Origin of the sequence: Arsenicicoccus dermatophilus (assembly GCF_046267915.1) — a bacterium.
Lineage (GTDB): Bacteria > Actinomycetota > Actinomycetes > Actinomycetales > Dermatophilaceae > Arsenicicoccus > Arsenicicoccus dermatophilus_A.
Genome location: NZ_CP176520.1, coordinates 1,926,526 through 1,939,896 on the forward strand (window position 1 = coordinate 1,926,526; position 13,371 = coordinate 1,939,896).

Consider the following 13,371-nt stretch of genomic DNA (forward strand, 5'->3'; position numbering starts at 1 on the left):
TGCCCGGACGCGCGCCCACCGGCTCGGGAGCGGTCGTCGGCACGTCGATCAGGAGAAGCGGCCGTCCCCGCCCTCCAGCGGCAGCGGCGCCATACCGGCTCCCGGAGCCTGCGCGGGCGCCCGCAGGCCCAGGTGCTCCCAGGCCAGGGCCGTCGCGGCCCGCCCGCGGGGCGTGCGCACCATGAAGCCCTCCCTCACGAGATAGGGCTCGGCGACGGTCTCCACGGTGTCCGGCTCCTCCCCCACCGCGACGGCGAGCGTGGACAACCCCACCGGCCCGCCCCCGAAGCGGGTGCACAGCAGCTCCAGGACGCCACGGTCGAGCCGGTCCAGGCCGCGCGGGTCGACGTCGAAGAGCGCCAGCGCCTCCTGGGCGGCCTCCAGGTCGACCACGCCGCGCCCGTGCACCTGGGACCAGTCGCGGACCCGGCGCAGCAGGCGGTTGGCGATGCGCGGGGTCCCCCGCGACCGACCGGCGATCTCGGCGATCCCGTCGTCCTCGGCCTCGACCCCGAGCAGCCGGGCGGACCGTCCCAGGATCGCGGCCAGGTCGGCGGCGCAGTAGTAGTCCAGGTGCCCGGTGAACCCGAAGCGGTCCCGCAGCGGCGCGGGCAGCAGCCCGGCCCGCGTCGTGGCCCCCACGACGGTGAACGGCGGCAGCTCCAGCGGGATCGCCGTCGCCCCGGGCCCCTTCCCGACGATGACGTCGACCCGGAAGTCCTCCATCGCCAGGTAAAGCATCTCCTCGGCCGGGCGCGCCATCCGGTGGATCTCGTCCAGGAAGAGGACCTCGCCCTCGGCGAGGCTGGACAGGATCGCGGCCAGGTCGCCGGCGTGCTGGATCGCGGGCCCGCTGGTCACCCGGATCGGGCGCTCCAGCTCGGCGGCGACGATCATCGCGAGCGTCGTCTTGCCCAGGCCGGGCGGGCCGGACAGCAGGATGTGGTCGGGCACCGCGTCGCGTCGCCGGGCGGCCTCCAGGACGAGGGAGAGCTGGTCGCGCACCCGCGGCTGACCGGGGAACTCGCCCAGCCGCCTGGGTCGCAGCGCCGCCTCGACCCGCTGCTCGTCGTCGGTGCCGCGCGCGTCCACCACCCGGGCGGTCGCGTCGAAGCTCCCGTCGTCGTGGGCCGTCTCGTCGAACGCCGCACCGCCGCGGCCCGGCGCGCCATGCCGGGTCTCGGGCAGCCCGGTCTCGATCTCCACCGGTCAGCGCCCCAGCTCGCGCAGAGCAGCCCGCAGCATCTCGCTGGTGGTGCCCGCTCCCCCGGCCTTCAGCACCCGACCGACCGCGTCCTCGGCCTGCTTGGCCGACCAGCCCAGCCCGACGAGCGCCTCGACGACCTGCGGCTGCGCACCGGCCGGCGCCGCGGCGACGCCCTCGCTCGGCGCGGTGGCTCCCGGCAGCACCCCGACCTTGTCCCGCAGCTCCAGGACGATCCGCTCGGCCCCCTTGCGGCCGATGCCGGGGACCTTGGTCAGGGTCGTGAGGTCGCCGGTGGCGATGGCCTGCCGGGCGACATCGGGCGCGAGGACCGACAAGATCGCCAGCGCAACCTTCGGCCCGACCCCGGACACCGTCTGCACCTGCTCGAAGAGCACCCGCTCGTCCTCGTCGCCAAACCCGTAGAGCGTGAGCGAGTCCTCCCGCACCACCAGGGTCGTCGCCAGCCGGGTCTCCTGCCCGGGGCGCACCGAGGCCGCCGTGGCGGGCGTCGTGTGGACCAGCATCCCGACGCCGCCGACCTCGACGACGACACCGTCCAGGCGGGCGGCCAGGACGGTTCCGGACACCGACGCGATCATGAGCTCTCCTCCACGACGACGCTGCTGGTACGACGGGGCTGCCGCCCCAGGACCGGCGCAGCCACGACGGCACGGACCGCAGGCCCCTCGGTCCTGGTCACCCGGTCCCCCGCGTGACGCGCTGACGCCGGGCTGCGGCCACGACGGCCGCCCGCGCCGCAGCCGACCCGCCCCCGCTCGCACGGTGCTGCGCGACGGCCTGCTGCCACCGGTTCGGAGCCTCGCCCTGGCGTCGGCGGGCGGCGTCCAGGGCCTCGGCCACGCGGGTGCCGGCGACCGCGCTCTCCAGCCGGCTCGCCGCGCCTCCTCGCCATACCTGGCAGATCGCCAGGGCCAGCGCGTCGGCCGCGTCGGCCGGGGTCGGTCGTTCGTCCAGCCCGAGCACCCGCATCACCATGGTGGTGACCTGGGCCTTGTCGGCCCGGCCGTTCCCGGTGACCGCCGCCTTGACCTCGCTGGGGGTGTGCAGGGCGAGCGGCAGTCCCCTCCGCGCCGCGGCGAGCATCGGCACCGCGCTCGCCTGGGCCGTGCCCATGATGTTGGCGACGTCGCCGCGGGCGAACATCCGCTCGACGGCGATCGCATCGGGATCGTGCGCGTGCAGCCACTCGTCCAGCTCCACCTGCAGGGTGAGCAGTCGCTGGTGGACGGGATCGGCGCTCGGGGTGCGGATGACGCCGACGGCGACCATCCGCAACGGTCGGCCCGGCGCCCCCTCGACCACGCCCACGCCGCACCGGGTCAGGCCGGGGTCGACACCGAGGACGCGCATGCCACCCTCTCCTTCCGACCCGACCGACACAGTCGCTGAGGCGAACACACGTTCGCACGCCCACCGTATCAGCGCGGCGGGCCGCCGCGGTCTGCGGCGCGCCGCCGCAGGACGAGGGGCCGGCCACCCCAGGTGGTCGGCCCCTCGTCGCGGTCCGGTGCCGCAGCGGGTCAGTCCTCGTCGTTCAGCCCGAGCTCCTCGGCGACCTCGTCCGAGATGTCGCCGTTGGTCCAGACGTTCTGCACGTCGTCGGAGTCCTCGAGCGCGTCCACGACCTTCATCATCTTGGTCGCGCCGGCGGCGTCCAGGTCGACCTTGAGGTTGGGCACGAAGCTGGCCTCGGCCGACTCGTACTCCAGCCCGGCCTCCTCGATCGCCTTGCGGACGCCGACGAAGTCGGTGGCCTCGGAGATGATCTCGAAGGTGTCGCCCTCGTCGTTGACCTCCTCGGCGCCCGCGTCCAGGACGATCTCGAGCAGCTCGTCCTCGGTGGTCTCCTTGCCCTTCTGCTGCTTGGGGACCACGACGACGCCCTTGCGGGAGAAGTTGTAGGCCACCGAGCCCGGGTCGGCGAGGTTGCCGCCGTTGCGGGTCAGGGCGACGCGCACCTCGGTCGCGGCGCGGTTGCGGTTGTCGGTGAGGCACTCGATCAGCACGGCGACACCGTTGGGGGCGTAGCCCTCGTACATGATCGTCTGCCAGTCGGCGCCGCCGGACTCCGCACCGGAGCCGCGCTTGAGGGCGCGGTCGATGTTGTCGTTGGGGACGGAGTTCTTCTTGGCCTTCTGGACCGCGTCGTACAGCGTCGGGTTGCCCGCGGGGTCGGCCCCACCGTTGCGGCACGCGACCTCGATGTTCTTGATCAGCTTGGCAAAGAGCTTGCCGCGCTTGGCATCGATCGCCGCCTTCTTGTGCTTGGTGGTGGCCCACTTGGAGTGGCCGCTCATGAGAGTCTCCTCGCTGGTTCTGCCCTGGCAACTGCCCTAGTCTATGCGCCCCGCACGAGGTCGACGAAGTACTCGTGGACGCGCAGGTCACCGGTGACCTCGGGGTGGAAGCTCGTGACCAGCAGGTTGTCCTGCCGCGCCATGACGACCTTGCCGCCCCGCTGCCCCGAGGACCCGTCGGCCGGCACCTCGGCGAGCACCTCGACGCCGTCGCCGACCTCCTCGACCCACGGCGCCCGGATGAACACCGCTCGCACCGGCTCGGACTCGCCGTCGCGCACCACCGGGATCGGCAGGTCGACCTCGAAGGAGTCCACCTGACGCCCGAAGGCGTTGCGGCGCACGAGCAGGTCCATCCCGCCCAGGGTCTGCTGGTCGCTCGTCGCGTCGGCCACCCGGTCGGCGAGCATGATCATGCCCGCGCACGAGCCGTAGACCGGCATACCGCCCGCGATCCGCTCGCGCAGCGGGCCCTGCAGGTCGAAGGCCCGCACCAGCTTGTCCATGACGGTCGACTCCCCGCCGGGGATGACCAGACCGTCCAGCCCCTCGAGCTCGACGGCGCGGCGGACGGTGGCGGTGGCCACGCCGAGGGTGTGCAGGGCCTGGACGTGCTCTCGGACGTCGCCCTGGACGGCGAGGACTCCGATGCGGGGGGAGGTGGTCACGGGCGTCCACCCTAGTCCCGCCGACGACGTGGGTATGACGGACGGGCCTCCCCGCCCCCGCCGTCCCCTGCAGGCAGGGCGAGGCGCGGCCGGTCCGGCGGGTCGACCCGCCGTGCCCTGCCGCGCCTCCTCGGTCCTGCGCGCCGCGGCGCCTCAGTCCCGGTGCAGGGCCTCCGCCCGGGTCGCCCGCCGCCGGACCCCCAGCCAGCCGAGCACGAGGGCGATCACGATCACCGGCGTGGCGAGCAGGGTCTTGCGTCCGTCGGCGTCGAACCACATCGTCACGAGCACGAAGGCCAGCGCCGCCAGACCCAGCCAAGAGGTGAACGGCGCGCCCGGCATCGGGAAGCTGGTGGCGGGCAGCGCGCCGCGGTCGATCTTGCGGCGCAACGCGATCTGGCAGGCGAAGATCGTGCCCCAGGTCCAGATGATGCCGATGGCCGCCATGTTGAGCGCGAGCTCGAAGGCCTGGGCGGGGACGAAGTAGTTCAGGACGACGCCGAGGAGATACACCGACGCGGTGAGCAGGATCCCGCCGTACGGCACGTGCTGCCTGCTCATCCGCCCGGTGAAGGCCGGCGCCTCGCCCTCGGCGGCGAGCGACTTGAGCACCCGGCCGGTGGAGTAGAGGCCGGAGTTGCACGAGGACAGCGCCGCGGTGAGGACGATGACGTTCATGGCGTCGCCGATCCAGGGCTGCCCGAGCCGGGAGAAGACCGTCACGAAGGGGCTCTCGCCCGCGTGGTACGTCGTGTAGGGCACCAGGCAGCCGAGCAGCAGCACCGACCCGACGTAGAAGAACGCGATCCGGAAGATCACGGCGCGGATGGCCTTGGGGATGACCTCGCGGGGGTTCTGGGTCTCCCCGGCCGCGGTGCCGACGAGCTCGATGGTGGCATAGGCGAAGATGACGCCCTGCAGCACCATGACCAGCGGCAGGACCCCCTTGGGGAAGAACCCGCCCGGGCCCTGCACCAGGTTGCCGAGCCCGGCGGGGTGGCCGGGGACGACCTCGGTGCGCATGGCGACCAGGCCGATGCCGACGACGATGAAGGTCACCAGCGCGAGCACCTTGAGCAGCGAGGCCCAGAACTCGAACTCGCCGAAGGCCTTCACGCTGGTCAGGTTGATCGCGAGCACCACGGCCAGCGCGACCAGCGCCGGGATCCACTGGGGCAGGTGGGGCAGCCACTTGGTGACGTACTGCGCGATCGCGGTGATCTCCGCGATGCCGGAGGTCATCCAGTTGACCATGTACATCCAGCCGGCGACGAAGGCCCACTTGTTGCCGAAGAACTCGCGCGAGTAGGACACGAACGAGCCGCTGGACGGCCGGTGCATCACCAGCTCGCCGAGGGCCCGCATCAGCAGGTAGGCCACGACGCCGCACAGGGCGTAGGCGAGGACCAGGGAGGGGCCGGCCTTGGCCATCCGGCCGCCGGCGCCCATGAACAGCCCCACACCGATGGCACCGCCGATGGCGATCATCTGGACCTGACGGTTGGACAGGGACTGGTGGTAGCCCTCGTCCCCCGCGTCGGTGAGGGCGAACCCTCCCGGATCGGCCGGGGCGGCGGACACCTCGTCCGCCGGGGTGCTGGAAGGCGTCATCGCGCATCCTTGCTCTGAAGTGGTTGGACCAATGCACTCTACCGGGTGGACATACCGCCCTGACCTGGGGGACCTCCCTCCGCACCGATCGGTACGGCGAAGGCCCCGGGCCGCTCGGTGGGAGCGACCCGGGGCCTTCGGGGTGTCGGCGGACGAGATCCGCCGGTCACCAACCGCGCTCGGCGAGACGGTGCGGGACCGGGATGTCGTCGACGTTGATGCCGACCATGGCCTCGCCCAGGCCGCGGGAGACCTTGGCGACGGTGTCCGGGTCGTCGTAGAAGGTCGTCGCCTTGACGATGGCCTCGGCGCGCTGGGCGGGGTTGCCGGACTTGAAGATCCCGGAGCCGACGAAGACGCCCTCGGCGCCGAGCTGCATCATCATGGCGGCGTCGGCGGGGGTGGCGATGCCGCCCGCGGTGAACAGCACGACGGGCAGCTTGCCGGTCTCGGCGATCTCGGCCACGAGCTCGTAGGGCGCCTGCAGCTCCTTGGCCGCGACGTAGAGCTCGTCGGGGGCCATCGAGCGCAGGCGGTTGATCTCGCCGCGGATCTTGCGCATGTGGGTGGTGGCGTTGGAGACGTCGCCGGTGCCGGCCTCACCCTTGGAGCGGATCATGGCCGCGCCCTCGGTGATGCGGCGCAGGGCCTCGCCCAGGTTGGTGGCACCGCAGACGAAGGGCACCGTGAACTGCCACTTGTCGATGTGGTTGCTGTAGTCCGCGGGGGTCAGCACCTCGGACTCGTCGATGTAGTCGACGCCGAGGGACTGCAGCACCTGGGCCTCGACGAAGTGACCGATGCGGGCCTTGGCCATGACCGGGATGGAGACGGTCTCGATGATCCCCTGGATCATGTCGGGGTCGCTCATCCGGGACACGCCGCCCTGGGCGCGGATATCGGCCGGGACCCGCTCGAGGGCCATGACGGCCACGGCGCCGGCGTCCTCGGCGATCTTGGCCTGCTCGGGGGTGACGACGTCCATGATGACGCCGCCCTTGAGCATCTCGGCCATGCCGCGCTTGACGCGCGAGGTGCCGGTGGTGGACGTGGTGCTGGTGGGCTCGTTGGTGCTCATGTGCGTGCGCGTGCCTGTCGAACGTCGGTGTGGGACCCGACCACTGTAGGACGAGCCCCCCGTCAGATCGTCATCGGCGTCACTCGACCGCGGACGGCAGCCGGTCGTCGAACTCGATCGTGCGGGGCAGCTGCGCGTGCCCGGCGAGGCGGAAGACCCGCACGATCGGCTTGCGCCGCACCCGCTGCACGTCGACCACCGCGTCGTTGTGGAACCGCCGGGCGAGCTGCACGCGCGAGCCCGCCGACCGCACCCGCAGCAGCAGCCCCCGCCCCACCTCGTCGTGCCGCAGGGCCTCGACGGTCTCCGGCGGCAGCGCCAGGTCCAGGGCCTGGGTGAGGTCGGTCTCCACGTCCGCCCGCCCCACGGCGTGCTCGTCCTCGGCCTCCAGCGACTCGGCCGCCGCGGCGGCGAGGAAGAGCGACGTGGCGGGGTCCAGCAGTCCGCTCGCGGCCAGCTCCTGGGCGGCCTCGGCCCGGCGCACGAGCTGGGCGTCGACCGCGACCAGGGCGCCCTCCACCCGGGCGTGCAGCCGGTCCAGGCGCGCCGCCTGGTAGGTGAGCCGCCAGGCCAGCAGCACCAGGGCCAGCCCGACGAGCACGAGCGCCAGCGGCACGTCCGGGCCGGAGCCCGGCAGCACCTGACCGTACGCCGGCACCTGCGCCCTCACCTGGGCCTCCGGCCGGGTCTGCGCGCCCCACCACGACCGGGCAACCGCTCCCCCAGCGCCACCCACCGCCGCGCCATCCGCCCGGCCGGCACCTGCGGCGCGCCGACGACGACGGTCTCGTAGACCGCCAGCACCTGCTCGGCCACCACGGACCAGTCGAAGGCGCCGGCGCGCTCGCGGCCGCGGGCGGCGAGGTCGGCGCGGCGGGACGGGTCGCGCAGCAGCGCCGCGGCGGCGTCGGCGAGGTCCGCCGCGGACCCGTTGGCGAAGGTCGCGCCCGCCTGCCCGCCGTCGAGCACCCGCCGGAAGGCGGGCAGGTCCGAGGCGAGCACGCAGGCGCCCGCAGCCATCGCCTCGACCAGGATGATCCCGAAGCTCTCCCCGCCCGTGTTGGGAGCGACGTAGAGGTCCGCGGACGCGAGCAGCGCGGCCTTGTCCTCGTCCGAGACGACCCCGAGGAGCTCGACCCGACAGTCGGGCGGCACCTGGGCGCGCACCTCGTCCTGGTCGCCGGGGCCGGCGACCAGGAGACGGGCGCCGGGCACGGCGCGGGTGATGGCGGGCAGCGCCGTCAGCAGCAGCGGCAGCCCCTTGCGGGGTTCGCCGAGACGCCCGAGGAAGGCGATGGTGGGCGCCTCGGGGGTGCCCTGCCAGGCGGGTCGCGGCGCGGTGGCCGCGAAACGGTCGACATACACCCCGTTGGGGATGACCACGGCGTCGCCGCCGTAGTGGGTGGTGACGGTGCGGCGGGCGTCCTCGGAGACGGCGATGCGCGCGAGGACCTTCTCCAGAGCGGGGCGGAACGCCGGGTACACCGTCTGCATGGCCCGCGACCGCACCTGGGAGGAGTGGAAGGTCGCGACGATCGGGCACTCGGCCTGCCACAGGGCGAGGGCGCCGATCGAGGGGGTGACCGGCTCGTGGAGGTGCACCAGGTCGAAGTCGCCGTCCTCCAGCCAGCGGGCGACGCGGGCGGCCGTGACGGGGCCGAAGTTCAGGCGGGCGACCGAGCCGTTGTAGCGCACGGGCACGGCCCGCCCGGCGGGCACGACGTAGGGCGGCAGGGCGGTGTCCTCGTCCGCGGGGGCGAGCACCGACACCTCGTGCCCCTGGTCGAGCAGCCACCCGGCGAGGTCGCGCACGTGCAGCTGGACGCCGCCCACCACGTCGAAGGAGTAGGGGCAGACGATCCCGACGCGCAGGCTCACCACAGGTCCTCGGCGAAGACGCGCTGCATCATGTGCCAGTCCTGCGTGTGCTCCCGGATCGCCCCCTCGAGGGCGGTGGCGCACGCCTGGGTCATGGCCTCGGCGCGCTGCCGGGTGGTCCCGGTGGCGGGCACGGGCACCTCGGGGTGGAAGGTGATGACGACGTCATGGCCGCTGCCCGTGCCCCCGGGGCCCGGGCGCGGCGCGTAGTGCACCGAGACCGGGTGCAGCGGCGCCCCGGTGGCGACGGCCAGCGCGGCGGGTCCGGCGGCCATCCGGGCGTCGCGGCCGCAGAAGGTCACGGTGACGCCCTGGTCGGTCAGGTCCCGGTCGGCCAGCAGCGGCACGAAGGCCCCGGCGCGCACCGACCGCACCAGGGCGGGGAAGACCGGACCGCCGCCGGTCAGCGGCAGGACCGTCATCCCCAGCTGCTCGCGGAAACCGACGAAGGCGTTGTACAGCTCCTCGGGACGCAACCGCTCGGCGACGGTGGTGACAGGGGCGAGCTGGTGGGTGGACCAGGCCCCGGCGAGGTCCCAGTTGCCGAGGTGCCCGAGGAAGGCCACGGCCCCGCGCCCCTCGGCGAGCGCGGCCCGGACCGGCCCGTCGCCGACGCAGCGCACGGAGTCGGCCACGGTGTCCGGGGTCAGGTCGGGCAGCCGGAAGGCGTCGCACCAGTACCTCAGGTAGGACCGGCTCCCGGCCTCGACGAGCCGCTCGAGCTGGGTGTCGGTGAGGTCGGGGCGCACCCGGCGGTAGTTGGCGCGCATCCGGTCGATCGAGGCCCCACCCCGGCGGTATGACGCGACCGCTGCGCGGTCGAACAGCGCGTAGGCCACCCGCGCGGGCAGGAGACGGACGACGCGCCACGCGAGCAGGAAGCCCCACAGGGTCAGCCGGTCACCCATGACGGCTCCTTCGGGTCGGGTCAGCCGAGGGACTGGCGACGCACCACGACGATGCGCTGCAGCACGGTGACCGCGGACAGGACGGCGAGCAGCCACAGCGCCCAGGTGACGGCGGCGTCGCCGACCCCGAGCCCGGCCAGGGCCGTCGCCGCGAGGATGAGCACGAGCCGGTCGGCCCGCTCCGCGATGCCCACGTCGGCGCGCATCCCCAGGCCCTCGGCGCGGGCGCGCACGTAGGACACGAGCATGCCGAGGACCAGGACGGCGAGGGCGACGGCGGTCATCGTCTGGCGCCCGTCGCGGGAGTAGTACAGGACCAGGCCGCCGAAGATCGCGGCGTCGCCGACCCGGTCGAGGCTGGAGTCGAGGAAGGCCCCGAAGCTCGAGGTGCGCCCGCTGTGCCGGGCCATCACCCCGTCGATGGTGTCGCTGAACACGAACAGCACGATCGCCAGCGTGCCCCACAGGAACTCGCCGCGGGGGAAGAACCACAGCGCGCTCGTGGCGACGCCGAGGGTGCCCACGACCGTCACGGCGTCCGGGCTGACGCCGAGGCTCAGCAGGACCCGCGCGACGGGGGTGAAGATCCGGGTGGCGAGGGCGCGGAAACGGTTCAGCATGGTGGCTCCACCCTAGTGGTAGGCGCTTCCCGACTCGCAGGTGCGGCACCGGCGGGTCGATGATGTCGAGATCACCGCAACGGCGCGGTGAACGATCCACCAACGATGAGGTCAGGTGAGATGACATGGCCGCCAACACCGCCAACGGTCAGGGAGCCGGTTCCCCCGCCCCGGCCCGCCCCGAGGACATCCGCAACGTGGTCCTCGTCGGTCCTTCGGGGTCGGGCAAGTCGACGATCTTCGAGCACCTGATAGCGGCTCGTGTCCCGGGGCACCGGGCCAAGGAGCAGACCAAGGGGTCCGACACCCGGTCGGTGGGGCTGGAGGCGGCGACCCTCGAGGTCGACGGGACGACGGTCACCCTGCTCGACAGCCCCGGGTATGCCGACTTCGTGGGCGAGGTGCGCGCGGGCCTGCGCGCCGCCGACGCCGCGCTGTTCGTGGTCAGCGCGGCCGACGGGGTGGACGCGGCGACGGCGCTGCTGTGGCACGAGTGCGCCGCGGTGGGCATGCCGCGGGCGCTGGTCGTGACCAAGCTCGAGACCGGTCACGCCTCGTTCGCGGACACCGTGGCCGACTGCCGCCGGGTGTTCGGCTCGGTGCAGCCGCTGTACCTGCCGGTCCTGGAGGGCGAGCGGATCACCGGGACGCTGGCGCTGCTGAGCCGCCGCGTCTACGACCTGGGCACCGGCACGCTCGTGCTGCGGGAGGCCACCGGCGACCAGCTCGCCGAGATCGACGCCGCCCGGCCGGAGCTGGTCGAGACGATCATCACCGAGTCCGAGGACGACACCCTGCTCGACCGCTACCTCGACGGCGAGGACGTGTCCGTGGAGCAGGTGCGTGCGGACCTGCTGGCCGCCATCGCGACCGGCTCCTTCTTCCCCGCCATACCGCTGAGCGCGCTCACCGGAGCCGGCGTCGCCGAGCTCCTCGAGATCGTCAGCGACGCGTTCCCGGACCCGCGGCGCCATCCCCTGCCGATGGTGACGACCGTCGACGGCGACCCGGTCGACCCCCTGGTCGGGGACCCGCACGGCCCGCTGGTCGCGCAGGTCGTGCGGACGTCGACCGATCCCTACGTCGGGCGGATCTCCCTGGTCCGGGTCTTCAACGGCACGCTGCACGCCGACGACCTGGTCCACGTGTCCGGGCACCTGTCGACCTTCGCGGGCAAGGACGTGGAGGGCCACCCGGACCACGACTCCCAGGAGCGCGTGGGGCCGTTGTCCCTGCCCGGCAGCGACGGGGCGCGCACGGCGATCAGGTCCGCCGTGGCCGGTCAGGTCGTCGAGGTGGCCAAGCTGGCGCACGCCGAGACCGGGGACACCCTGTCCGCCAAGGACTCCCCCGTCGTCGTCGAGCCCTGGCTGCTGCCCGAGCCGCTGCTGCCCGTCGCGATCCACCCGGTGGCCAAGGCGGACGAGGACAAGCTCGCGAGCGCCCTGCAGCGGCTGGTCGCCGAGGACGTCACGATGCGGCTGGACCACGACGCCGAGACCCATCAGACGGTGCTGTGGACGATGGGTCAGGCGCACGTCGACCTGCTCCTCGGGCGTCTGGCCGAGCGCTACCAGGTGGCCGTGGAGGCGGAGCCGCTGCGGGTGCGGCTGCGGGAGACCTTCGTGGCTCCGGCCAAGGCCGTCGGTCGGCACGTCAAGCAGTCCGGGGGGCACGGGCAGTTCGCGGTGTGCCACGTGGAGATCGAGCCGCTGGAGCGCGGCGCCGGCTTCGAGTTCGTCGACAGGGTCGTCGGTGGGTCGGTGCCGCGGCAGTTCATCCCCTCGGTGGAGAAGGGCGTCCGCGCCCAGATGGCCAAGGGGACGCTGGCGGGCTATCCGATGGTGGACATCCGGGTCACCCTCACCGACGGCAAGGCCCACTCGGTCGACTCCTCGGACATGGCCTTCCAGACCGCGGGGGCGCTCGCGCTGAAGGAGGCGACGAGCTCGGCGACGGTCACCCTGCTGGAGCCGGTGGACGCCGTGGACGTCACGGTGGCCGACGAGTTCGTGGGCGCCACGATGAGCGACCTGTCCACGCGGCGCGGTCGGGTCGTCGGGACCGAGCCTGCCGAGGAGGGCCGCACGGTCATCCACGCCGAGGTGCCCGCGCTGGAGCTCACGCGCTACGCCATCGACCTGCGGTCGGTGTCCCACGGCACGGGGCGCTTCCACCGCGAGGTGCTGCGCTACGACCCGCTGCCGCAGCACCTGGCCCAGCAGGTCGTCACCGGCTGACCGGCACCCGTGGGGCCTCGCGCGGCGGCCTGGCGAGCAGCGGTCCGCAGGGCCGTCACCGGGGCGGTGGCGGCCCTGCGCAGCGGTGCCCTGGCCCAGTGGTCGGACCGCAGGGATGGCAGACTTGACCCCATGGACCTCTACGTCATCCGTCACGGTCAGTCCGAGAACAACAAGCTGTATGCCGAGACCGGCAGCCGTGTCGGTCGCACCCCCGACTCCGAGCTGTCCGAGACCGGGCACGAGCAGGCCCGCCGCCTGGCCGACGCCGTCCGCAGCGACCGCAGCCACCTCGACGTGGACGTCCTCTACACCGCGCTCACCCACCGCTGCCTGCAGACCGCGGGCCCGCTTGGGCAGGCCCTGGGCCTGACGCCCGTGGGTCGCACCGACCTGGGTGAGGTCGGTGGGCTGTATGCCGCCCACCCCGCCACCGGCGTGCGTCGTCACTACCCCGGCCTGCCCGTGAACGAGATGCGGGAGATGATCCCCGAGCTGCAGATCCCCGCCGAGGTCGAGCAGGCCGGCGAGTGGGACGGCGGCTTCGAGGAGGAGCACGCCGAGGCCCGGCGTCGCGCCGCCGCCGTCCTGGCGGACCTGGCCGCCCAGCACGCCGACGACGCCAAGGTCGGCATCCTCACCCACCAGCACTTCGGCCAGCTGCTCATCGGCGAGGTCGCCGGGATCGGCGAGGCGGGTCGCAAGTTCGAGCTGTCCAACTCCTCGGTGACCGCGCTGCGCCACGAGGACGGGCAGTGGCGGGTCCTGTGGGTCAACCGGGTGCGCCACCTGGACGCCGACCTGATCAACGCCTGACCCGGACGCCCCCGGAACGCTCCAGGG

General features: G+C 73.3%; 13 protein-coding genes. 2 read left to right on the forward strand and 11 right to left on the reverse strand.

Features of this window, described 5'->3' with window-relative positions; translation table 11 throughout:
* Nucleotides 1-48: 48 nt before the first annotated feature.
* From ruvB to pgsA, 11 genes are all read right to left on the reverse strand, one after another.
* Entirely contained in the window at nucleotides 49-1,095 is a 1,047-nt protein-coding gene (gene ruvB / locus ACK2IS_RS09330) for a Holliday junction branch migration DNA helicase RuvB (protein ID WP_409485654.1), read from the reverse strand.
* 114 nt (nucleotides 1,096-1,209) lie between these two features.
* Nucleotides 1,210-1,806 carry a Holliday junction branch migration protein RuvA gene (gene ruvA, locus ACK2IS_RS09335; protein ID WP_409483068.1) on the reverse strand — a complete coding sequence of 199 codons (597 nt, stop codon included), beginning with the start codon at nucleotides 1,804-1,806 and terminating at the stop codon, nucleotides 1,210-1,212.
* Between the two features lie 97 nt (nucleotides 1,807-1,903).
* Entirely contained in the window at nucleotides 1,904-2,578 is a 675-nt protein-coding gene (locus tag ACK2IS_RS09340) for a crossover junction endodeoxyribonuclease RuvC (protein WP_409483069.1), read from the reverse strand.
* Nucleotides 2,579-2,748: 170 nt separating this feature from the next.
* Nucleotides 2,749-3,525 carry a YebC/PmpR family DNA-binding transcriptional regulator gene (locus ACK2IS_RS09345; RefSeq protein ID WP_409483070.1) on the reverse strand — a complete coding sequence of 259 codons (777 nt, stop codon included), beginning with the start codon at nucleotides 3,523-3,525 and terminating at the stop codon, nucleotides 2,749-2,751.
* Nucleotides 3,526-3,566: 41 nt separating this feature from the next.
* Nucleotides 3,567-4,193, reverse strand: coding sequence for a pyridoxal 5'-phosphate synthase glutaminase subunit PdxT (pdxT, locus tag ACK2IS_RS09350; RefSeq protein ID WP_409483071.1), 627 nt, complete (start codon nucleotides 4,191-4,193; stop codon nucleotides 3,567-3,569).
* Between the two features lie 153 nt (nucleotides 4,194-4,346).
* Nucleotides 4,347-5,804, reverse strand: a complete 1,458-nt coding sequence (locus ACK2IS_RS09355) for an amino acid permease (RefSeq protein WP_409483072.1) — start codon at nucleotides 5,802-5,804, stop codon at nucleotides 4,347-4,349.
* 166 nt (nucleotides 5,805-5,970) lie between these two features.
* A complete protein-coding gene (gene pdxS, locus ACK2IS_RS09360; protein ID WP_409483073.1) occupies nucleotides 5,971-6,882 on the reverse strand; it encodes a pyridoxal 5'-phosphate synthase lyase subunit PdxS in 912 nt (303 codons plus the stop codon).
* A 79-nt stretch (nucleotides 6,883-6,961) separates the two neighbouring features.
* Nucleotides 6,962-7,552 carry a hypothetical protein gene (locus tag ACK2IS_RS09365; RefSeq protein ID WP_409483074.1) on the reverse strand — a complete coding sequence of 197 codons (591 nt, stop codon included), beginning with the start codon at nucleotides 7,550-7,552 and terminating at the stop codon, nucleotides 6,962-6,964.
* Nucleotides 7,549-8,754: a glycosyltransferase family 4 protein gene (locus tag ACK2IS_RS09370; RefSeq protein ID WP_409485655.1), complete on the reverse strand. Its 1,206-nt coding sequence runs from the start codon at nucleotides 8,752-8,754 to the stop codon at nucleotides 7,549-7,551. Before ACK2IS_RS09370 ends, ACK2IS_RS09365 begins: the two co-directional genes overlap by 4 nt.
* Before the next feature lie 2 nt (nucleotides 8,755-8,756).
* The gene (locus ACK2IS_RS09375; protein ID WP_409483075.1) at nucleotides 8,757-9,668 is read right to left on the reverse strand and encodes a phosphatidylinositol mannoside acyltransferase; all 912 of its coding nucleotides are present in this window, start codon (nucleotides 9,666-9,668) and stop codon (nucleotides 8,757-8,759) included.
* Nucleotides 9,669-9,688: 20 nt separating this feature from the next.
* Nucleotides 9,689-10,288, reverse strand: a complete 600-nt coding sequence (gene pgsA / locus ACK2IS_RS09380; protein ID WP_409483076.1) for a phosphatidylinositol phosphate synthase — start codon at nucleotides 10,286-10,288, stop codon at nucleotides 9,689-9,691.
* A 125-nt stretch (nucleotides 10,289-10,413) separates the two neighbouring features.
* Here pgsA and ACK2IS_RS09385 point away from each other — a divergent pair, with 125 nt between their 5' ends.
* Both ACK2IS_RS09385 and ACK2IS_RS09390 read left to right on the forward strand, forming a co-directional pair.
* Complete coding sequence (locus tag ACK2IS_RS09385) at nucleotides 10,414-12,528, forward strand: elongation factor G-like protein EF-G2 (protein ID WP_409483077.1); 2,115 nt, start codon at nucleotides 10,414-10,416, stop codon at nucleotides 12,526-12,528.
* Nucleotides 12,529-12,660: 132 nt separating this feature from the next.
* Nucleotides 12,661-13,344 (forward strand): histidine phosphatase family protein, encoded by a 684-nt coding sequence (locus ACK2IS_RS09390; protein WP_409483078.1) that lies wholly within the window; start codon nucleotides 12,661-12,663, stop codon nucleotides 13,342-13,344.
* Nucleotides 13,345-13,371 lie beyond the last annotated feature (27 nt).